This window comes from Prauserella sp. PE36 (genome assembly GCF_003311655.1).
GTDB lineage: Bacteria > Actinomycetota > Actinomycetes > Mycobacteriales > Pseudonocardiaceae > Prauserella_A > Prauserella_A endophytica.
On sequence record NZ_QEQT01000067.1, the window covers coordinates 1 to 20,117 of the forward strand.

Below are 20,117 nucleotides of genomic sequence, written 5' to 3' on the forward strand. Positions count from 1 at the left end.
ACCCGGGCATCAACGGCGGGACCAACGGCCGAGACCCCGCCGACACGAACGGAACCGTGGCGCCGCACGCGAGGCCGTTCAGCCCCGGACTGTCACCCCCACGCGGTAACGTGAAATCAGGGGCGCCCCTGTGCGTCGCCAACGGAGCGCTCGCGTCGTGTAGTTGGCGTGGCACCGGGTCCGGCCGGTCGCCCATGCAGTGAAGGTGGCCTTCACTGCGTTCAACGCAGGCATGGTGGCCTTCACTGCGGGCAGGCCGCCGCCCCAACCGCACACCGGCGACACCGGCGCCGCGGCAGGCACGCCCGGGTTACGCCGCGAAGGCCAGCTCATCCGTGCGGTCCGCCCAGGCGCCGTGTGGTTCCAGCGTTACCGTCCGCACGTCGTCGGGGCGACGGTCGAGCCGCACCACAAGGTAGTCCTCCGAGAGCCGCTCCGCGAAGCCCTCACCCCATTCGACCACCACCGCGGCGTCCTCGAGGTCTGTGTCCAGGTCCAGGTCGTCCAGCTGCGAGAGGTCGCCGCCGAGCCGGTAGGCGTCGACGTGCACGAGCGGCACCCCGCCCGGACCCGCCGGATGCACCCTCGCCAGGACGAACGTCGGCGAGCTGACCCGCCCCGACACCCGCATGCCCTCCGCGATGCCCCTCGTCATGGTCGTCTTGCCCGCCCCGAGCGGGCCCGCGAGCAGCACGAGATCGCCCGCCCGCAACACGCGACCCAGAGAACGTCCGAAGTGGATCGTCTCGTCGGCCGTGGGGAGTTCCATGCTCATCTGCGCCACCATCGGATCCTACGCACGAGCCGCTGCCGGTCCGCACCGGAACAGACCCTCAGCAACTCGATGATGTGATCGTTCACCAGGTCCGGTTGCTCCAGGTGAACCATGTGCCCCGCGCCGCGGGCCCGCACCAGCCGCGCGTCCGGCAGTTCCGCCGCCATCCGTTCCGCGTGCGAGTACGGCGTCAGCCGGTCCGCGTCCCCGCCGACCACCAGCACGTGCGCGTGCTTGAGTCCCGCCAGCGCGGCGTAACGGTTGTGACTGCCCAGAGTGTCGACGAAGTTCACCAGCTGGCGCACGGACGACACGCCGAGCATCTCCAGCATGAAGTCGACCAGCCGCGAGTCGACGTCACGCCTGCCGAACGCGAGCCTGCGCACCGCGTGCCGCGTGAGCTGACCACCGGCGGCCCTCACGAACTCCACGAGCCCCGGCTGCCAGCCCGCCAGCTCGCCGACACCCCGAGTCAGCGGGTTGTACTTCGACAGCAGCGAGCGCGGCAGACCACGGCTGCCCACCTCCCCCGCGGCGGTCGCGATCAGCACCACGCCCCGCACTCGCTCGGCGAACAGCTCCGGGGCCTGCTGGGCCAGCTCCATGATCACCATGCCGCCCATCGAGTGTCCCATCAGGACGGTCGGCTCGGCTGGCGCCACCGCACGCAGCACGGCGTGCAGGTCGGCGGCGAGCTGCTCGATGGTGCTGTGCTCGGCCTCGGCGGCGGCCGACTGCCCGTGTCCGCGGTGGTCGTAGTAGACCTGCCGCACCCTCGGCACGCGCAGGGCCGTGAACGCGCGCCGCTGGAAGTGCCAGCTCTGCCGCGAGAGCGCGAAGCCGTGTACGCCGACCACGGTCAGCTTCGGCCTGCCGCCGTCCTCCGGCTCGATCTCCTCCACCGAGATCGGTGAGCCGTCGTCCGCGGCCACCGTGGACACCCGTCCGGGCGCGAGGCGACCGAACGGTTCCTCGGCCTCCTCCTCGTTGTCCGCCCGCAACGGCCGCGACGACATCAGCCGTGGTCCTCACCGAGGTAGCGTCGCCGCACCCTCGGCCGGTACATGCCGGTGACGATCTCGTAGTCGATCGTGCCGATCGTGTCGGCCCACTCCGTGGCCGTCGGCTCGCCATGAGCGCCCGAACCGAACAGCACCACCTCGGCGCCGAGCGCGGGCTCGTGGTCGCCGCAGTCCACCACCAGCTGGTCCATGCACACCCGGCCAGCGACCGGATGCCGACGGCCGTCCAGCCACACGCTCATCCGGCCCGACAGCGTGCGCGGCACACCATCCGCGTAGCCGACGGGCACGAGCGCGAGCGTCGTGTCCCTCGACGCCGTCCACGTGTGTCCATAGGAGACGGACTCGCCGGCCTGGATCCGTTTGGTCAGCACGACACTCGACCGCAGCGTCATCGCGGGCGTGAGCTTCTCGCCCTGCGGCACCGGGTTCAGCCCGTACATCGCGATGCCGGGCCGCACCAGGTCGAAGTGCAGGTCCGGGCGAGTGAGCGTCGCGGCCGAGTTCGCCAGGTGCCGCAACGGGTCCAGGCCCACACCGCGGGTGATCGCGTGGGCGTCGGCGAACCGCTCGGCCTGCGCGTCGATCGAAGGGTGCCCCGGCTCGTCGGCACACGCCAGGTGTGACCACATCGCCACAACCTCGATACCGGGGTCGTCGGCCGCGGCCTTCACGAGGTCCGGCCACGCGTAGGGCGGGCACCCGTTGCGAGAGAGCCCCGTGTCGATCTTCAGGTGCACGCGTGCGGGCTTGCCGGCGCGTGCGGCGGCCGCCGCGACCCGTTCCAGCTCGGCGAGCGAGCTCACCGAGAGGTCGACGTCCCGCTCGACACCGGGCGTGAAGTCGACGTCCGGGGTGTCGAGCCAGCTGAACAGCCGCGTCGTGATCCCGGCGTCGCGCAGGTCCAGCGCCTCGGCCAGCGAGCACGTGCCGAGCCACGTCGCCCCCGCCCGCACGGCCGCCTTCGCCACCGGCAGCGCGCCGTGGCCGTAGCCGTCGGCCTTCACGATCGCCATCGTCTCAGCACCGGAGGCGGCGGCCCGCGCGGCGAGCAGTCCGAGGTTGTCGCGGATGGCGCCGAGGTCGATCACGACCTCGGCGCGGGGCGAATGGTCAACGTTCATGGCACGAGAATTTTCCCACAGGGCCTCAAAGATCGTGCACGCGAGCGCGCGCGGCCCGGTGCTCCTCGCGGATCCGCTGCCCCGCCTCGGCCTCGGCAGCGGACGGCTCGTCGAGCCGCAGTACCTGGTCAGCGCCCTCCCACGCGGGCGGTTCCGGCGTACCGGCCAGCGCCCACGCGGCCTGCCTCGCGGCGCCGAGAGCCACGTGCTCGGCCGGTTCGGGCACCACGACGGGCACTCCGAACACGATCGGCGCGACCGCGCGCACACTCGCCGACTGCGCGGCTCCACCGGTCAGCAGCACCCGGCGCACGGTGATTCCGTGCTCACGCACCGCTTCCAGCCCGGCGGCGAGCCCGCACAGCATGCCCTCGACGGCGGCGCGCGCCAGGTTCTCCGGCGTCATGTTGGCCCTGCGCAGGCCCAGGAGCGATCCGGCGGCCTCGGGCAGGTTCGGCGTGCGTTCACCGTCCAGGTAGGGCAGCAACGCGAGCCCGTCCGCGCCCGGTGCGGCGGCGAGCGCCAGCCGGTCCAGCTCCGCGAGGTCCACATCGAGCAGCCGGGCCGTCGCGGTCAGTACCCGCGCGGCGTTCAGTGTGCAGGCGAGCGGCAGGAACCGCCCGGTCGCGTCGGCGAAGCCGGCGACGGTTCCGCTCGCGTCGGCCGGGGGCGTCTCGCTCACCCCGAAGACCGTGCCGCTCGTCCCGAGCGACACCACGACGTCGCCCTCGCCGACCTCCAGGGCGAGCGCGGCGGCCATGTTGTCGCCCGTGCCCGCCGACACGAGCACACCATCCGGCGTGTGGCCCGCGGGCTGCGCGGGGCCGAGCACCGTCGGCAGCCCGGGCGTCCGGCCGCCGAACGCCTTCGCCAGCAGGTCGGTGCGGTAGGCGTTCTCGGCTGGCGAGAAGTAGCCCGTGCCCGACGCGTCCCCACGGTCGGTCACCGGGTCGCCGCCAACGAGCCGCCAGGTGAGCCAGTCGTGCGGCAGCAGCACGCGCGCGACGCGGTCGGCCAGCTCCGGCTCGTGCTCGGCCATCCAGCGCAGCTTCGTCACCGTGAAGCTCGCCACGGGCACCGAGCCGACAGCCTCCGCCCACGCCTGCGGGCCGCCGAGCTCGGTGGTGAGGTCGGCGGCGGCCTTGCCGGAGCGCGTGTCGTTCCACAGCAGCGCCGGCCGCACGACCTCGCCCGCGTCGTCGAGCGTCACCATGCCGTGCTGCTGGCCGGCCACACCGATCGCCGACACGCCGTCGAGCAGCCCGTCCGTGGCCGAGGTGAACGCGGACCACCACTCGGCGGGGTCGACCTCGGTGGTCTCCGGGTGCTCCGCCCTGCCCGAGCGCACGACCGCGCCGGTCCGCGCGTCGCAGACCATCACCTTGGTCGACTGCGTCGAGGAGTCGACCCCGGCGACCAGAACTTCCCTTTCGCTGTTCATGTCCGTCAGCTTCCCTGGTCGGTGCGCACGCGGGCGACCGCCACCCGGTTGCCGAACGCGCGCAGTGCCTCGATCTCGTCCGCCGGTGTCTCGTCGTCGACGAGCACCACGTCGTAGGCGCCGGCGTCGCCGTACGCGTACGTGGCCGTTCTGCCGAACTTCGAATGGTCGACCACCAGCACGTTGCGCTGGGCCACCTCGAGCGCCGCCTCCTTCAGCTCGGCGTACTCCCGCACCGGGTGGTACAGCCGCCCGCAGGCCACCGCTGTCGCCGACACGAAGCCGACATCCGCGCGCAGGCGGCGCAGCGCCGCGAGCGTGTCAGGGCCGATGCACGAGTCGAACTCTGTGTAGCGCCCGCCGAGCAGTAGCACCTCGCCTCCCCCGGCCTCGCCGACGATGCGGGCCACCTCGAGCGAGTTGGTGACCACCACGAGCCGCTCCAGCCGCGCGAGCACGCGGGCGAGCGGGAACAGCGTGGTCGAGTCGTCGAGGAACACCGTCTGCCCTTCGGCCACCTCGGCGGCCGCGAGCGCACACAGCGCCTCCTTGTGCGCGACGTGCAGCCCCTCGCGAAAGCGTTTGGCGGTCTCCATCGTCAGCGCCGGGTATGCCGCGACCCGCCCGCGCAGCTTGCGCAGCAGCTTGCGCTCGGCGAGATCGTCGAGGTCGCGGTGCATGGTCATGAGGCTCACGTCGAAGCGGGCGGTGAGGTCGTCGATGCGCACCTCGCCGAGCTCGATCACCGTGCGCAGGATCGACTGCCTGCGCTGCTCCACGGCGGCGTCCGGCGGACGCGTCCTAGGCATGCGGCAGCACCACGGCCTTGATCACGCTGTCGTCCCTGGTCGCGACGGTCAGCGCCCGCTCAGCCTCGGCGAGGCCGAAACGGTGGGTGACGAGCCGGTCGAGGTCCACCTCGCCGCCCGCGGCGAGCGCGAGCGCCGTCGGCCACGTGTTGGCGTAGCGGAACGTGCCCGTCACCTCGATCTCGAAGCCCTGGACGTGCGCGAGCGGCAGCGGGATCTCGTCACCGCCCATGCCGACCAGCACGACCCGGCCGGCGCGCCCGACCAGCCGGATGGCCTGGCCGATCGCCGAGGGCACGCCCGAGCACTCCAGCAGCACGTCCGGCTCGTAGCCGGACTCGGCGAGCGAGGACGCCGAGACGTCCACGGTCGCGGTGGCGCCGAGTTCTCCGGCCAGGCGCAAGCGTTTGCCATTGACGTCGGTGACCACCACCTCCGTGGCTCCGAAGGCCCGCGCGGTCTGCGTCGCGACCAGGCCGATCGGACCCGCGCCCGTGATGAGCACCCGCGAGCCGGGGCCGACACGCGCCTTGCGGCAGGCCCACACGCCCACCGACAGCGGTTCGAGCAGCCCGGCGGCCTCGTCGCTCAGCGCGTCGGGCACCGGGTAGGCGAACTCCTCGCGCAGCACGACGTACTCGCGGAACGCGCCGTCGACGGGCGGTGTGCCGAAGAACCGCATGTGCGGGCACAGGTTGTAGCGGCCCAGGCGGCACTCGGCGCACCGCGAACACGGAACCCCCGGTTCGAGCGATACGCGCGTGCCCGGCTCGTGCAGCGTCGCGCCCGGCCCGTTCGCCACCACGACGCCGCTGGGCTCGTGACCGAGCACGAGTGGGCGTTCCACCACGAAGTCGCCGATCCGGCCGTGCTCGTAGTAGTGCACGTCGGAGCCGCACGTGCCCACCGCGAGTACCCGGACCAGGACCTCCCCTGTACCGGGAACGGGCACCGGGCGCCGCTCGGTGCTCACGTCGTGGACACCGTTCAGCACGGACACCGTCATGGTCTCGGGGAGATCGCTCACCGGCCCTTCCTACCAGAAGATCGGCGCGTTTTTAACACATAACTCGGTAATAACTCACGGCGCCAGGGAGCGAGCCTGCCGGATCGCGTCCGGGATCGCGGCGAGCACACCCGACGCCGACGCCGGTACCCCGCGGGCCGCCAGCTCGCCGGCCCGCGCGTGGACGTCGGCCGCGACCCCCGCCGCGAGCCACGGCTCGACGCCCGAGGCCAGCAACGCGCCCGTCAGCCCCGACAGCACGTCGCCCGAGCCCGCCGTCGCGAGCCACGACCCCCGCGCCTTGTTGACCAGCACCCGGCCCGCCGGGTCGGCGACCAGCGTGCTGTGCCCCTTGAGCAGCACGACGGCGTCGAACCGGCGCGCGGCCTCGCACACGGCTCCCACGCGGTCCGGGCCGGGCGCGTTTCCGGTCAGCCGCTCGAACTCGCCGTCGTGCGGGGTCAGCAGCAGCGGTGTGTCCGGGTCACGGGCGTCGAGCACCTCGGGACGCTCGGCGATGATCGTGATGGCGTCGGCGTCAGCGCACACCGGCACGCCCTGGCCGAGCGCGTGCACCAGTACGTCCCGGCCCGCGCTCCCGGTTCCGATGCCGGGCCCGACCACCCACGCCTGCACTCGCCCCGCGTCGAAGATCGAGCCGGTGGCCACCACCTCGGGCCAGTGCCAGCGCACCACGTCCGCGGCGTGCCCGGCGTAGCGCACCATGCCCGACGTCGCCCGCACGGCGGCAGCCGCCGCGAGCACGGCCGCACCCGGGTAGGCCGACGAACCGGCCGCGACCCCCGTGACGCCCTGCGAGTACTTGTTGTCCGAAGGCCCCGGCATCGGCCACGCCGCCGCCACGTCGGCCGCGTCGAGCCCGCGCAGGTCCGGCTCCCCCAGCTCATCGCCGAGGCCGATGTCGACGAACACCACCTCGCCGCAGCGCTCGGGGTTGAGCACGTGCACCGGCTTGTACGCGCCGAACGTCACCGTCGCCGTCGCCCGCACGGCCGGTCCGTCGACGGCGCCGCTGTCGGGTTCCACCCCGCTCGGCAGGTCCACCGCGAGCACGGGCGCGGCGACGCGCTCCACGAGCGCGGCGGCGTCGGGGCGCAGCGGACCCTTCGCCGAGATGCCCACGATGCCGTCGACCACCAGGTCGGCGCTCTCGATCCACTGTGGACCGTCGGCGAGCGGGACCACCCGGCCGCCGGCCCTCCGCAGCGCCGCGAGCCCCTCCGGGTGCGCCTTCCCCGGCTGGAGCAACACCGCCGCGACGCCGGCCCCGCGCTTGCGCAGGAACGCGCCGGCCCACAGCGCGTCGCCGCCGTTGTTGCCCGCTCCGACCAGCAGCACCACCCGCCTGCCGGAGACCGACCCGGTGTGCTCGGCCAGCATCCGGGCCGCGTGCACGGACACCCCGTGCGCGGCGCGCCGCATGAGCGCGCCCTCCGGCGTCACCGCGAGGAGCCGCTCCTCGGCCTGCCGGATGTGATCAGTGGTCCAGATTCCGCGCACAGGCCACTGTCTACTCCACCGTCACCGACTTCGCCAGGTTGCGCGGCTTGTCCACGTCGTAGCCCCGGGTGCGGGCGATCTCGGCGGCGAGCACCTGCAGCGGCACCGTGGAGACGAGCGGCTGCAACAGGGTCGGCACCGCGGGCACCTCCACCAGCTCGTCGGCGAACGGGCGCACCGTGTCGTCGCCCTCCTCGGCGATCACGATCGTGCGGGCGCCACGCGCCTGGATCTCACTGATGTTCGACACGAGCTTCGCGTGCAGCACCGCGCGCCCCTTCGGCGAGGGCATCACCACGACCACCGGCAGGCCCTCCTCGATCAGCGCGATCGGGCCGTGCTTCAGCTCGCCCGCCGCGAAGCCCTCGGCGTGCATGTAGGCGAGCTCCTTGAGTTTGAGCGCACCCTCCAGCGCCACCGGGAACCCGACGTGCCTGCCGAGGAACAGCACGGCCTTCGAGTCGGCCATCCTCCGGCCGAGGTCCCGCACCTGCTCTACTGTGGACAGTACCTTGTGGACAGCGGCGGGCATTGCCTCCAGCTCGCTGAACTCGCGCGCGACCTCGTCGGGGTACTTCGTGCCCCGCGCTTGGGCCAGCGCGAGGCCCACCAGGTAGTTGGCTGCGATCTGCGCGAGAAAAGCCTTGGTTGAGGCGACGCCGATCTCCGGCCCGGCGTGCGTGTAGAGCACGGCGTCGGACTCGCGCGGAATCTGCGCGCCGTTCGTGTTGCAGACGGCGAGCACGCGAGCCTTCTGCGTGCGGGCGTGCCGGACGGCCTCCAGCGTGTCGGCCGTCTCCCCCGACTGCGAAACCGCGACCACGAGCGTGTCGCGGTCGAGCACCGGGTCGCGGTAGCGGAACTCGCTGGCCAGCTCCACCTCCACGGGCAGGCGGCACCAGTGCTCGATGGCGTACTTGGCGACCAGCCCGGAGTGGTAGGCCGAACCGCAGGCGACGACGAAGACCTTGTCGACATCACGCAGGTCCTGGTCGGAGATCCGCTGCTCGTCGAGCACGATCCGGCCGGACTCGAAGTGCCCGCGCAGCGTGTTGGCGAGCGCGTCGGGCTGCTCCTCGATCTCCTTGAGCATGAAGTACTCGTGGCCGCCCTTCTCCGCGGCCGAGAGGTCCCAGTCGACGGTGAACGGCTTGCCCTGCGCGGGCTCGCCGTCGAAGTCGGTGACCACGTAGCCGTCGCGGTCGATCACCACGAGCTGGTCCTGGCCGAGTTCCACGGCCTCGCACGTGTGCTCGATGAACGCGGCGACGTCGGACGCGACGAACGTCTCACCCTCGCCGACGCCGACCACCAGCGGTGACGACCGCCGAGCCGCGACGATCAGGTCCGGCTGGTCGGCGTGGGTGACCACGAGCGTGAACGCGCCCTCAAGGCGGCGGCACACCGTGCGCACACTCGCGGCGAGGTCACCCTTCGTGTCGCCCTCGTCGAAGGCGCGGGCGATGAGGTGCGCCGTGGTCTCGGTGTCGGTGTCGCTGGTCAGCTCGACCCCGGCGGCTTCCAGCTCGGCGCGCAGGGCCGCGAAGTTCTCGATGATGCCGTTGTGGACCACGGCGACGCGGTCACTGGAGTCCCGGTGCGGGTGGGAGTTGCGGTCCACCGGCGCGCCGTGCGTCGCCCACCGGGTGTGACCCATGCCCGCGGTGCCGGTGAAGGCGTCCCTGCCGGTGGTGTCCAGCGCCGACTCCAGGTTGGCGAGACGACCCGCCTTCCGTTCCACGGTCAGGGATCCGGCCCCGTCGAGCACCGCGACACCCGCCGAGTCGTAACCCCGGTACTCCATCCGGCGCAAGCCGCCGAGCACGACGTCGAGCGCCTGCCGGTGTCCGACGTATCCCACGATTCCACACACGTGCCCCAGCGTAACGACACAGCGCGAGCACCCCGGCCGGGTAGGGCGGCAGCACCTTCCGCCCGTGGCACGCCTGCCGCCACCTGATCGTTCGGCTACCCTCCAGCCATGGCCAGCAAGCCGAAGCAGTTGCTCGAGGAGCTCTCCCACCCGGGTCCGCACGAGGTGCTGCGCGGCGACCTCGCGCTCGTCGGTCTCCCCGGCGTCGTGTTCACTCCGCGTGAGGGGCTGAACCTGCCCGCCGTCGCGTTCGGACACGGCTGGCTCCAGCCGCCGGGCCGCTACCGCGAGCTGCTGCGCCACCTCGCCAGCTGGGGCATCGTCGCCGCCGCGCCCGCGACGCACCGCGGTCCGCTGCCCTCGCACCGGCTCTTCGCCGCCGACCTGCGCTCCACGCTCGACGTCGTGCGCGGTGTGCGGCTCGGCCCCGACGGCATCAGCGTCGACCCGCGCAAACTCGGTCTCGCCGGGCACTCCATCGGCGGCGGCGCCGCCGTGCTCGCGGCCGCCGCCGGGGGCGAGCCCGAGATCAAGGCCGTCGCCACCGTCGCGGCGGCGCAGACCATGCCCACCGCCACCGCCGCGGCCGGGAGCGTCACCGTGCCCGGGCTGCACCTCGCCGCCGACAACGACCTGGTGGCGCCCGCGGGCGGCAACGCGGAGGCGATCGCGAGGGCGTGGGCGGGCCCCGTGCAGCTGCGCACGCTGCCGAAGTCGTCGCATCTCGGCGTCACCGAGGGCGCGCACTGGAGCCAGGCCCTGCTGCACGGCAAGCCCCACCGTGCCACGCAACGCACCGTCCGCGCGCTGTTCACCGCGTTCTTTCTGACCCACCTGACCGGCTCGAACGCCTACCGGTCGCTGCTGGAGGCCGAGCTCAAGGCGGCGCCGATCGCGTACGAGCCGGAACCGGCCGTCAGCTGAGCACGCGCAGCAGCACGCAGCCCACGGTGCCGTCGGGGTCGAGCGCAGTCGCCACAGCGAGGCCCGGCGAGCGCAGCAACGTCACGACCTGGAACGGGCCCGTCGCGGCGCCAACGTCGCCGATCACCTCCGCCGGGTCCACCACCGACGCCCGCAACCTCGCGAGGGCTGTGCGCTCCGCGTCGGCGAGCTCCCCCTCCTGGGCCGAGACGGCCACCGTTCGCACGTCCTCCGCCTCGGCGCCCGCCCGCTCCAGCACGCGGCACAGGCATGCCGCGAGCGCTCCGGCTGCGTCGCCGTCCACGGCGACCCGCGTCGCGACGCCGAGCACCTCGGCCAGCGGCGGCCTCGCTGTGCCCGCCGGTTCGAGGAACACCACCGCGGCGCCCTCGCCCAGCACGGTCGTAGCGCCCCGGTGGTACTCCAGCCACGCCCGCGTGGGGCTGTACTCCTCAACGGCGCCGCACACGACCCCGCTCGAGCGACCGGTGGCGAGCAGGCGAGCGCCGTAGCGCAGCACACTGAGCCCGGACATCCGCCCGCCTGCGATCGTCGTGTTCGGACCCGTGAGCTTGTGCCAGATCGCCGCCTGGCCCGCGGCGCTGTTCATCAGCGCGAACGGCATCGAAGCCGGGTTGACGAAGTACGGCTTGCGGCGCGTCAGGGAGTCGCGCGTGAACTCCAGCTGCGTCTGGGAGCTGCCCGAGGTGGTGCCCAGCACCACGCCCGTGCGCGCGTCCACGTCGACGGCGGGCAGCAGCTCTCCGACCACGCCGACCGCGAGCGCGCTGGAGCGGTCCATCGAGCCGGTGCCCTTGGTGCCCAGCGCCTCCCGCACCACGAAATCCGAGGCGAGAAACGCCTTCGCTCCTGGGCTCTCGTCGTCGAGCGGACTCGGCCGCACGAGGCCGGCCTCGAACGCCGCGCTCCCGACCCCGCACGACGAGATCGCCGACCACGCCGTGATCACCGGTCCCATGCGCCTCACCGCTTCCCGAGCACCACTACGGCGTTGTTGCCGCCGAAGGCGAGCGCGTTGTTCTGCACCACCCGCAGCTCGGCCTCGACCGCCGTGTTCGGCACGCAGTCGATGCCGCAGTCGGGGTCCGTTTCCGTGTGGTTGATGGTGGGCGGGATGAAGCCGTGCTCGATGCCGAGCGCGCACGCCGTGGCGCCGAGCGCGCTCGCCGCGCCCATCGTGTGCCCCAGCATCGACTTCACCGACACCGTGCGCGGAGGCCGGTCGCCGAACGCCCCACGGATCGCCCCGCACTCGGTGACGTCGTTCGCCTTCGTTCCCGTCCCGTGCGCCGAGATCAGATCCACCTCGCCGGGCCCCACCCCGGCGTCGGCGAGCGCGAGCTCCATGCACCGGCGCACGCTGTCGCCGTCGGGTGCGACCTGGTGGTGGGCGTCGCAGTTGAGGCCGTAGCCGAGGATCTCCGCGTAGACCCTTGCCCCGCGCTCCAGCGCCGACTCCAGCGGCTCCAGCAGCAGCACCGCGCCGCCCTCACCGGTCAGGATGCCGCGCCGGTTCACGTCGAACGGCCTGCAGCCGTCCGGATCCACCGCGCCGAGCCGGTAGAACCCGGTGAAGGTCATGCGGCACATCGCGTCCGCGCCGCCGCACAGGGCGAAGTCGGCCTCGCCCGTGCGCACCGCGTCGAAACCGTTGCCGATCGCGTAGTTGCCCGCCGCGCACGCGGTCGCGATCGTCGAGACATCCACATCGGACAGCCCGAGCTCACGGGCGACCCCGGTGGCGAGCGTGCTCGCCGGAAGCCTGCGCGCCGCAACGGAATCCATCGACTCCGGTCCGGAGTGGACATACGAGGCGGCCAGCCGCTCACCGTCGTCCGAGCCGCCGTCGGTGGTGCCGATCGACACCAGACCGGGCCGGCGCCGCAGCTCCTCCTCGGTGAGCGCGGCGTCGTCCAGCGCCATCCTGGCCGACGCGATCGCGAACCGGGCGGCCCTGCCGACCTCGTCGAGCGGAACGTTGCGCACCCAGCGCTCCGGCTCGAACCCGACCACCTCACAGCCCGTGGCGTGCGCGAACCCCGTGGTGTCGAACGCCCCGATCGGCCGCGCCCCGCTGCGTCCCTCCCGCAGGGCCCGAGCGAAGGCGGCGGCGCCGGTGCCGATGCTGGACACGACACCGATGCCGGTGACCACCACTCTGCGCACGGCTCAGGCGTCCAGCGCCGCACTGAGCACGTCGTACACCCCACGCAGGTTGACGAGCCGCTCGATCTCGTCCTCGTCGATCTCCACGTCGAACTCGATCTCGAGGTTGGCGAGCAGCTCGATCAGCTTCATCGAGTCGGCGCCGAGATCCTCGGTGAACAGGTCGGTGTCGCTGACCTTCTCCGGCTCGATCTCCAGCACCCGGCAGACGAGCTCCTTGATCTCGTCGGCCCGTTCGGCCACCGCTGCGTTCATTTCAGCCAACTGTTGTTCGAGAAGTCGTCGTCGTCGAACCGCTCTTCCTCCCTGGCGTGCCGGGGAGCACGCCGAGGCGGTGGCGGCGGGGTCTCCGGCTCCGGCTCCTGGGCAGGCGCGACCGACCGCGAGTACTTGCGCTGCTCCGGTTGCTCCGCCTGCGCGGGCGGGGCGATCGCGCGCGAGTACTTGCGTTGCTGCTGCGGCGGTTCCGGCTGCGGCGCGGGGGCCCCCGCGGGTGCCGGGGACGCAGCGGCCGTCGGGCCGACCGGGGCACCGCCCGCGTAGCGCGAGTAGTCGTCGGCGGGCTGTTCCTCGTCCTCCACCTGGCCGAAACCCATGACCTTGTCGCGGTCGGCGAGCGCCTTCTCGGTGGCCCAGCCGCCGGCCTCCCGCTGCCTGCGGCCCAGTTCGCCCAGGTGCTTGGCGGTCTTGTCGGCCACCTGCCCCTGCCGCTGGAAGGTCTCCTTCGCCTGCTGCTTCGCCGCCGCGGACCGGCGCTCCCGCAACGCGCGGCGCTCGCTCATCTCGCGGTTGATCTGTCCCAACCGGGTGATGACCGCCGCGGCCTTTCCCTCAGCCATCAGGACTCCTCACCTCTGCCGTCGGCCATGCCGCTCACCGGTCGAACCGGATCGAGCGCTCGGCGCCGTCGTTCAGCGAACCACTGATCCGGCTGCCGCCGCCACTGCCGCCGCTCTCGAAGATGCCACCGTCGATGCGGTACGGGTTCGAGCTGCGCTCCTGGTCGCCGCCCTGGCCGCCACCGGCGCCGCCCATGGCACCCATGCCGCCCATCATGCCCATGCCGCCGGCCATGCCACCTGCGCCGCCCGACATGCCGTTGCCCTGCGCGGCCGCGGCCGGCATCGCCTCGCCCATGCCACCGGGAGCGACACCGAGGCCTGCCCCGGCCGGCGCGGACTGTGTGCTCGCGCCCGACTGGGCACCGGCGTCGAGCGCGTCGCCCTCGCCACCGCCACCGACGGCAGCCGGAGCACCGGCAGCGCCGCCGAAGTCGCCCCCGCCGCCACCGCCGCCGCTGCCTCCGCCACCGGCGGACGGCTCGGTCTGCTGGCCACCACCGGCGCCGTCACTGCCACCCGGCACGCCCTCGCCGCCGACAGCCCCGCCGATACTCGCGCCGTCGCCACCGGCCACGCCGGCGGGCGCTCCAGCCGCTTCGCCCTCCACCGGCGTGCCACCGCCACCGGCGAACGACCCGCCTTCGGAACCACCCGAGGTGAACGGGTTCTCACCTGGCGCGGGCATCGTCCGGATGCCCTCCCGCGGCGTGCCGCCCTGGGCGCCCGCGCCACCGCCCTCCTGCTTGGCCTCACCGAGGGTGTAGGTGGTGGGCGGCGGGTTGCCGTCGTCGACGGTGACCTTGGTCGGCCCGTCCGGGCCCTCCGGCTGCTCGGCCGTGATCTTGAGGTTGCCGTCCTCGATGTGGATCTTGCCGTCGGGGCCGGGCCGGTACACCTGTTCGCCGTCCGCGCCATCGGACCCCTGCGGGCCGAAGCCCTCCTGCCGGCCCTCGGCGCCCCCGGCGCCCTCTTCGCCCGTACCGAAGTCGAGCTTGTAGTCCTTGGGCTCGCCGGAGCCGTCGTCGACGGAGATCTCCATCTTCCCGTCTTCGTCGGGCTCGGTCATCTCGAAGGTGTGGTCACCCTTCTCCACGGTCAGGGTGTCCTGGTCGCTGCCGGTGTCCTTGATGGCCTCACCGGTCTCGGGGTCGATCGGGTAGGGCTCGCCCGTCTCCGGGTTGACCTCCAGGTCCTCGCCGGTGACCGGGTTCTTGCCAGGGGTCTGCGCCCCCGGAGTCTCCATCTCGGGCGGGGCGGGCGCGCTGGGGACACCGCCGCCGCCACCGGTCCCACCACCGGTCCCGCCGCCACCGGTGCCTCCGCCGCCCGTGCCTCCGCCGCCACCGGTGTCACCGGGGTTCGGCTGGGGCTGCGGTTGCGGCTGGGGCTGGGGCTGCGCGGACTCCTCCGGGAACTCGCTCTTGTACTCCTTGAGGTAGGAGTTCATCTCCTCGAAGGCCGTGTCCACGGCCTCCTTGGTGTCATCGCACAGCTGTGTGAAGCGCTGGTGCAGGTTGTCGTAGAGGTCCGGGTTCCACGAGTCCCGGACCCACTGCTTGCACTGGTCGATGACGTAGTTCTTGTTGCCCTCGTTGAGACCGCAGTCGTCGGACCGGATGCGGGACTCGATGTCGCTGCCGGTCTCCGCGTCGACCCACGCCGCCACCGGCAGGATCTCGTCCTGCGAGGAGAAGTCGCCGTTCGCCAGCTTCATGACGTCCCTGGCGGTCTGTTCGGTGGCCGCGCCGACCGTGGACTGGTACATGGCGATGACCTCGTCGGCCTTGTACTTCACCGCCTCGTAGACCGTCTGCACCGTGGCCTCGATGACGTCCGCGCCACCGCTCAGGTACTCCAGCAGCGTCTGCGTGTTGGGCGCGATGTCCTCGCTGTACTTCTGGTACGAGGCGTTGGCTCCGTCGCCGGTCCAGTCCTTGTAGAGGGAGTTGAGGCTCGACTCCGTGGTGCTGTGCAGATCGGACAGCACGGTGTGCGCGTCGCGCAGCCGCTTGGCCTCGTCGAGCAGCTTCTGGAAGTCGATGCCCTTCTGCTCGTCGAACCGCTTGACGATGTCCTCGTCGTAGTTCAACGGCGAATCGATGTGCTTCTGGTCGCCGGGGGCCTCCGCGTCGATCGGGATGAAGGTCTCGAAGACCCTGAGCCCGTCGCGCGCCAGGTCCAGCAGCTCGTCCGCCTTAGCGATGGCCGACGAGCCCGAGCCCGGCGCCTGCGCGTTGTCCAGCTCGCCCTGGTTCTCCTCGAGCCGGTCCCGCACCTGGCGGTCCTGGTAGCCGTTCTCCTCCGACTCCTGCTCGGCCTGCTCGTAGGCCGCGTCGTCGAGGTAGTCGACCAGGCCACCGCCGCTGCCGAACGTGTACCGGGGGACGTTGTACTGCTCGAAGTACGGTGCCGCGTCCTCGTTGAAGCCGCCGCCGTCGCGGGAGTACGCGCCCAGCACCGCCTGCTTGGTGTCCGCCGAGACGTAAGGATCGTCCAGGATCGCCTTCGTCTCTTCCCAGCTGCGTTGCTCGCTCACATCCCGCTCCCCGACTGGTTGGCGGCCGCGGCCTGCTCGGACTCGGCCGTGGCGTACTGCTTGCCCGCGCTGCCGATGCCCTGGGCCAGCGAGATCAGCGCGCCGCACATCGCGTCGGAGCCCGTGCCGAGCGCCTCGATCGCCGCCGTGAAGTCGGCGCCGTACTGCGTGTGGGCGGTGCCGAAGTCGGCTTCCGTGACCTTCGCGGGCTTGACGTCCTTGACGGCGTCCTTGGCTTCCTCGGCGGCATCGTTGATCGTCTGCGCCTGGCTCGCCATGGAGCCCGTGTCTGCGGTATAGCCGCTCGGTGCGTTGACCCCGGTCACGACCGCTCCCCCTCCCGGTTGACTGTGCGATCGCCTCTACGACGCACACGGTTCCGCCCCGGTGCCGTCGCTAATGCACAGAATGTACCGAGGCGCAGGTCAGCGCGCACCGAGATCGGAAATTTGCAAGCCGAAACGCCGAACGCCTGCTCAGGAGACCGAGGCGACGACCCCGGCCAGCCGGTCGGCCGCGGCCTGGGCGGTGTCCTCCGCCGGCGCCTCGACCATCACGCGCACGAGCTGCTCGGTGCCCGACGGGCGCAGCAGCACGCGGCCCTCGTCGCCCAGTTCCGCGCTCACCGCGTCCACGGCCTCCCGCACGGCGGGCGAGGCGGCCACGGCGGCCTTGTCGGCGACGCGCACGTTGACGAGCACCTGCGGCAGCCTGCGCATCACCCCGGCCAGCTCGGCGAGCGGCTTCCCGGTGGCAGCCATCCTGCCCATCAGCCGCATCGCCGTGAGCAGCCCGTCACCCGTTGTCGCGTGTCCGGGCAGCACGACGTGCCCCGACTGCTCGCCGCCGAGGGAGAAGCCGCCCGCCCGCAGCTCCTCCAGCACGTAGCGGTCGCCGACGGCCGTGGTCCGCAGCACGATCTCGTGCTCACGCATCGCGAGGTGCAGGCCGAGGTTGCTCATCACCGTGGCGACGAGCGTCGTCTCGGCCAGCTCACCGGCCTCCGCCATCGCGAGGGCGAGGACGGCCATGATCTGGTCGCCGTCCACGAGGTTGCCCCGAGCGTCGACGGCGAGGCAGCGGTCGGCGTCACCGTCGTGGGCGATGCCGAGGTCGGCGCCGTGCTCGACGACGGCGGCACACAGGTCCTCGGGGTGGGTGGAGCCACAGCCGTCGTTGATGTTGACGCCGTCCGGGTCCGCGTGCAGCGCGACCACCTCGGCGCCCGCCTTGCGGTACGCCTCCGGGGCGGCCTGCGAGGCGGCGCCGTTCGCGCAGTCGACCACCACGCGCAGGCCGGCGAGCGAGTGCGGCGTGGCCGCGAGCAGATGGGCGACGTAGCGGTCGAGTGCGTCGTCGACGTCGGAGACGCGGCCGATCTGCGCGCCGGTCGGCCGGGCGCCGTGGGCCGTGAGCCCGGCCTCGATCTCGTCCTCGATGCCGTCGGGCAGCTTGTGCCCACCCTCGCCGAAGAGCTTGATGCCGTTGTCGGGCATCGGGTTGTGCGACGCGGAGATCATCACGCCAAGGTCCGCGGTGAGGTCGCCCACCAGGAACGCGACCGCCGGCGTCGGCAGCACGCCGACCCGCAGTACGTCCGCGCCCGCCGACGCGAGCCCGGCGACAACGGCCGCCTCCAGCATCTCGCCGCTGGCCCTCGGATCCCTGCCGACGATGGCGACAGGCCGGTGCGAGCGGTCGTGTGCGGCGAGCACGCGGGCGGCGCTTGCCGCGACCGACATCGCGAGCTCGGGCGTGAGTTCGGCGTTGGCGAGGCCGCGCACCCCGTCGGTGCCGAAAAGGCGAGCCATGTCCTCGACCTCCGTGTGAGGGTCCTGCTGTGAGCGTCCGCCCCGGGAGCGGCCCGATCAAACCTAGCGACCGCGGGGAAGCGGCCCCAGGCGGGTACGCACGCGGCGCGTTCCACCGCGGGACGCACCCCGAAACGCGAGAGAGCGCCCATCCAGGTATCGGATGGGCGCTCCCGTGCGTTGCTGTGGCGCGTCAGCGCTTGCTGTACTGCGGAGCCTTGCGGGCCTTCTTGAGGCCGTACTTCTTCCGCTCCGTGGAACGCGCGTCCCGGGTCAGGAAGCCGGCCTTCTTCAGCGCCGGGCGGTCGTCGGCGTCGATCTCGGCGAGCGCACGCGCGATGGCGAGACGCAGCGCCCCGGCCTGGCCGGAGATGCCGCCGCCGTCGAGGTTGGCGAACACGTCGAACGACTCGGGCTTCTCCACCGTCACCAGCGGCTCACGGATGAGCTGCTGGTGCACCTTGTTGGGGAAGTACGTCTCGAGCGTCTTGCCGTTGAGCTTGAACTGGCCGGAACCGGGCACGAGCCGCACCCGGACGACGGCCTCCTTGCGGCGGCCGACCGTCTGCGCGGTGCCACCGGCGGCGCGGGACGGCCTCGGCGCGGCCGGCGTCTCGCTGGTCACAGCCGCGTCGGTGGCGGCCTCGGTCTCGGTGCTGGTCACTACCTGTTCCTCACTCACTGGGTAACCTGAGCGATCTTGGAGATCTCGCGCGGCTGCGGCTGCTGCGCGGCGTGCGGGTGCTCGGGCCCTGCGTAGACCTTCAGCTTCTTGGCCTGGGCGCGCCCGAGCTTGTTCTTCGGCAGCATGCCCTTGACGACCTTCTCGACCAGCCGCTCAGGGCGGGTCTCGAGCAGCTCACCGAAGGAGCGCTTGCGCAGACCGCCGGGGTAGCCGCTGTGCCGGTAGGCGAACTTCTGCTCGCGCTTGTTACCGGTGAGGGCCACCTTGTCGGCGTTGACGATGATGACGAAGTCACCGGTGTCCACGTGCGGGGCATAGGTCGGCTTGTGCTTGCCGCGCAGCAGCGTGGCGACCTCGGTCGCGAGCCGGCCGAGCACGACATCCTCGGCGTCGATCACGTGCCAGGCACGGGTGACATCGCCGGGCTTGGGGCTGTACGTGGGCAAGGGTCTACCTCGTCGTCAACATTGCGTGTGGGTTCAGTGCGGGCTGAGCGCAGACGCTCGTACGCACAACAGCTTATGAAGATACCCGGTCGCCTCGAAGAGGGTGAAGGCGGGGTACGAGAGCACCCACATACTAATGTCTCCGGCAGCGCGCCGCGACGAGACATTCCCGGGGGTTCGGCAAATGACGGCAATGACACAGTGCCCGAAGCCGTCGAGACGGCGGCGGCTGAGGACACTCGCGGCGCTCGGCGTGGTGCTCGCGCTGACCACGTCCTGCGCGGGCGGTGGCCGGTCCGGCACCCCCATCCCCGACGGCGACGCCGCGGCCGAGTACGTCAGCGCCAAGTTCGCGGCCACGCTGGAACACCTCGACGACGACCTGGCGGGCAACGAGCCGAGGCAGAGCACCCACCGCTCCTACACGCGGATCGGCGACAAGAAGGCCGACGCGACGATCACGGCGATCCAGGTGGGCAGCCCGCCGTCGCGGTTCTACAAGAACCACTCCAACCGGGACTCCGCCGACTACCGCGACTACTACCGCCCCGCGGGCAGCGACGTGGAGTACGCGATCCTCGGCCCCGTCTACGAGAGCCTCGCCCCCACCGCGTGGGTCTCCCTGCCGTACGAGGACGTCGGCTACGACGTCTGCTTCTGGGGCGGCTACGCCATCGTGTGCCGCATGCTCAGCACCGTGCAGTCGTCGCTGGAGAACGGTCACGCGGCGAAGCAGGCGAAGAGCCTGCAGGACGGCAGCGTCGAGCTGACCGCCGAGGTGACCCTGCGCGACATCCTCGAGGAGCGGGTGGTGATCCTGCCAGAGTGGGCGCTGCAGCAGATCAGCGAGGAAGCGCGCGACGGGATCGTCGAGACACGGATCGCGCTCGACCCGCAGGGCGGGCTCAAGGAGATCGAGATGAACGGGCTCATCACCGCGGGCGGGACCGAGATCGAGATCAAGGAGCACTACCAGGTGCTCGAGCCGCCGACCGAGGAGTCGCTGCCCAAGATCCCGCCGCCCGACCAGATCACGGCGCTCAAGACCGACGCCGAGGTCGACGAGTTCTACGACCGGATGAGCCAGATCACCAGCTCGGGCGGCTGACCCGTCG

General features: G+C 72.1%; 19 protein-coding genes. 2 read left to right on the plus strand and 17 right to left on the minus strand.

Annotation, left to right across the window (positions count from 1 at the left end; translation table 11 throughout):
* Window positions 1-310 precede the first annotated feature (310 nt).
* From tsaE to glmS, 8 genes are all read right to left on the minus strand, one after another.
* Window positions 311-775, minus strand: coding sequence for a tRNA (adenosine(37)-N6)-threonylcarbamoyltransferase complex ATPase subunit type 1 TsaE (gene tsaE, locus DI005_RS18740; RefSeq protein ID WP_170200585.1), 465 nt, complete (start codon window positions 773-775; stop codon window positions 311-313).
* Window positions 772-1,791, minus strand: coding sequence for an alpha/beta fold hydrolase (locus DI005_RS18745; RefSeq protein ID WP_112276925.1), 1,020 nt, complete (start codon window positions 1,789-1,791; stop codon window positions 772-774). Before DI005_RS18745 ends, tsaE begins: the two co-directional genes overlap by 4 nt.
* On the minus strand, window positions 1,791-2,921 hold the full coding sequence (gene alr / locus DI005_RS18750) for an alanine racemase (protein ID WP_112276923.1): 1,131 nt from the start codon (window positions 2,919-2,921) through the stop codon (window positions 1,791-1,793). Before alr ends, DI005_RS18745 begins: the two co-directional genes overlap by 1 nt.
* A gap of 25 nt (window positions 2,922-2,946) precedes the next feature.
* Window positions 2,947-4,362, minus strand: coding sequence for a xylulokinase (gene xylB, locus DI005_RS18755; protein WP_113642969.1), 1,416 nt, complete (start codon window positions 4,360-4,362; stop codon window positions 2,947-2,949).
* Window positions 4,363-4,367: 5 nt separating this feature from the next.
* Window positions 4,368-5,171, minus strand: coding sequence for a DeoR/GlpR family DNA-binding transcription regulator (locus DI005_RS18760; protein ID WP_112276919.1), 804 nt, complete (start codon window positions 5,169-5,171; stop codon window positions 4,368-4,370).
* On the minus strand, window positions 5,164-6,177 hold the full coding sequence (locus tag DI005_RS18765) for an NAD(P)-dependent alcohol dehydrogenase (RefSeq protein WP_113642979.1): 1,014 nt from the start codon (window positions 6,175-6,177) through the stop codon (window positions 5,164-5,166). The genes DI005_RS18760 and DI005_RS18765 overlap by 8 nt, the downstream gene beginning before the upstream one ends.
* Before the next feature lie 75 nt (window positions 6,178-6,252).
* The gene (locus DI005_RS18770; RefSeq protein WP_113642970.1) at window positions 6,253-7,698 is read right to left on the minus strand and encodes an NAD(P)H-hydrate dehydratase; all 1,446 of its coding nucleotides are present in this window, start codon (window positions 7,696-7,698) and stop codon (window positions 6,253-6,255) included.
* Window positions 7,699-7,708: 10 nt separating this feature from the next.
* Window positions 7,709-9,571 carry a glutamine--fructose-6-phosphate transaminase (isomerizing) gene (gene glmS / locus DI005_RS18775; RefSeq protein ID WP_112276915.1) on the minus strand — a complete coding sequence of 621 codons (1,863 nt, stop codon included), beginning with the start codon at window positions 9,569-9,571 and terminating at the stop codon, window positions 7,709-7,711.
* 108 nt (window positions 9,572-9,679) lie between these two features.
* Here glmS and DI005_RS18780 point away from each other — a divergent pair, with 108 nt between their 5' ends.
* Window positions 9,680-10,495, plus strand: coding sequence for a dienelactone hydrolase family protein (locus tag DI005_RS18780; RefSeq protein ID WP_112276913.1), 816 nt, complete (start codon window positions 9,680-9,682; stop codon window positions 10,493-10,495).
* On the opposite strand, the gene DI005_RS18785 is transcribed toward DI005_RS18780, so the two are convergent.
* The 9 genes from DI005_RS18785 to rplM form a co-directional block, all read right to left on the minus strand.
* Window positions 10,488-11,474 (minus strand): beta-ketoacyl synthase N-terminal-like domain-containing protein, encoded by a 987-nt coding sequence (locus DI005_RS18785; RefSeq protein WP_113642971.1) that lies wholly within the window; start codon window positions 11,472-11,474, stop codon window positions 10,488-10,490. The two genes, DI005_RS18780 and DI005_RS18785, sit on opposite strands and share 8 nt — an antisense overlap.
* 5 nt (window positions 11,475-11,479) lie before the next feature.
* Window positions 11,480-12,682: a beta-ketoacyl synthase gene (locus DI005_RS18790; protein ID WP_113642972.1), complete on the minus strand. Its 1,203-nt coding sequence runs from the start codon at window positions 12,680-12,682 to the stop codon at window positions 11,480-11,482.
* Between the two features lie 3 nt (window positions 12,683-12,685).
* Complete coding sequence (locus tag DI005_RS18795; protein WP_112276907.1) at window positions 12,686-12,937, minus strand: acyl carrier protein; 252 nt, start codon at window positions 12,935-12,937, stop codon at window positions 12,686-12,688.
* The gene (locus tag DI005_RS18800; protein WP_112276905.1) at window positions 12,934-13,521 is read right to left on the minus strand and encodes a hypothetical protein; all 588 of its coding nucleotides are present in this window, start codon (window positions 13,519-13,521) and stop codon (window positions 12,934-12,936) included. Before DI005_RS18800 ends, DI005_RS18795 begins: the two co-directional genes overlap by 4 nt.
* A 34-nt stretch (window positions 13,522-13,555) precedes the next feature.
* On the minus strand, window positions 13,556-16,060 hold the full coding sequence (locus DI005_RS18805; protein WP_113642973.1) for a WXG100 family type VII secretion target: 2,505 nt from the start codon (window positions 16,058-16,060) through the stop codon (window positions 13,556-13,558).
* Window positions 16,057-16,386 (minus strand): hypothetical protein, encoded by a 330-nt coding sequence (locus DI005_RS18810; protein ID WP_110334858.1) that lies wholly within the window; start codon window positions 16,384-16,386, stop codon window positions 16,057-16,059. The genes DI005_RS18805 and DI005_RS18810 overlap by 4 nt, the downstream gene beginning before the upstream one ends.
* 150 nt (window positions 16,387-16,536) lie before the next feature.
* A complete protein-coding gene (gene glmM / locus DI005_RS18815) occupies window positions 16,537-17,871 on the minus strand; it encodes a phosphoglucosamine mutase (protein WP_112276901.1) in 1,335 nt (444 codons plus the stop codon).
* Between the two features lie 193 nt (window positions 17,872-18,064).
* Complete coding sequence (gene rpsI / locus DI005_RS18820; RefSeq protein ID WP_112276899.1) at window positions 18,065-18,535, minus strand: 30S ribosomal protein S9; 471 nt, start codon at window positions 18,533-18,535, stop codon at window positions 18,065-18,067.
* A 14-nt stretch (window positions 18,536-18,549) separates the two neighbouring features.
* Window positions 18,550-19,002: a 50S ribosomal protein L13 gene (rplM, locus tag DI005_RS18825; RefSeq protein WP_112276897.1), complete on the minus strand. Its 453-nt coding sequence runs from the start codon at window positions 19,000-19,002 to the stop codon at window positions 18,550-18,552.
* Between the two features lie 184 nt (window positions 19,003-19,186).
* Here rplM and DI005_RS18830 point away from each other — a divergent pair, with 184 nt between their 5' ends.
* Window positions 19,187-20,110, plus strand: coding sequence for a hypothetical protein (locus DI005_RS18830; protein ID WP_233520197.1), 924 nt, complete (start codon window positions 19,187-19,189; stop codon window positions 20,108-20,110).
* The last annotated feature ends 7 nt before the right edge of the window (window positions 20,111-20,117 follow it).

What these genes read in the sequence shown, in the direction of transcription:
- DI005_RS18785 (WP_113642971.1), bottom strand. Translation starts at nt 11,474, where the DNA reads ATGGGACCGGTGATCACGGCGTGGTCGGCGATCTCGTCGTGCGGGGTC.
- DI005_RS18780 (WP_112276913.1), top strand. Translation starts at nt 9,680, where the DNA reads ATGGCCAGCAAGCCGAAGCAGTTGCTCGAGGAGCTCTCCCACCCGGGT.
- DI005_RS18830 (WP_233520197.1), top strand. Translation starts at nt 19,187, where the DNA reads ATGACGGCAATGACACAGTGCCCGAAGCCGTCGAGACGGCGGCGGCTG.
- alr (WP_112276923.1), bottom strand. Translation starts at nt 2,921, where the DNA reads ATGAACGTTGACCATTCGCCCCGCGCCGAGGTCGTGATCGACCTCGGC.
- DI005_RS18765 (WP_113642979.1), bottom strand. Translation starts at nt 6,177, where the DNA reads ATGACGGTGTCCGTGCTGAACGGTGTCCACGACGTGAGCACCGAGCGG.
- DI005_RS18795 (WP_112276907.1), bottom strand. Translation starts at nt 12,937, where the DNA reads ATGAACGCAGCGGTGGCCGAACGGGCCGACGAGATCAAGGAGCTCGTC.
- tsaE (WP_170200585.1), bottom strand. Translation starts at nt 775, where the DNA reads ATGAGCATGGAACTCCCCACGGCCGACGAGACGATCCACTTCGGACGT.
- DI005_RS18800 (WP_112276905.1), bottom strand. Translation starts at nt 13,521, where the DNA reads ATGGCTGAGGGAAAGGCCGCGGCGGTCATCACCCGGTTGGGACAGATC.
- glmM (WP_112276901.1), bottom strand. Translation starts at nt 17,871, where the DNA reads ATGGCTCGCCTTTTCGGCACCGACGGGGTGCGCGGCCTCGCCAACGCC.
- xylB (WP_113642969.1), bottom strand. Translation starts at nt 4,362, where the DNA reads ATGAACAGCGAAAGGGAAGTTCTGGTCGCCGGGGTCGACTCCTCGACG.
- DI005_RS18760 (WP_112276919.1), bottom strand. Translation starts at nt 5,171, where the DNA reads ATGCCTAGGACGCGTCCGCCGGACGCCGCCGTGGAGCAGCGCAGGCAG.
- DI005_RS18745 (WP_112276925.1), bottom strand. Translation starts at nt 1,791, where the DNA reads ATGTCGTCGCGGCCGTTGCGGGCGGACAACGAGGAGGAGGCCGAGGAA.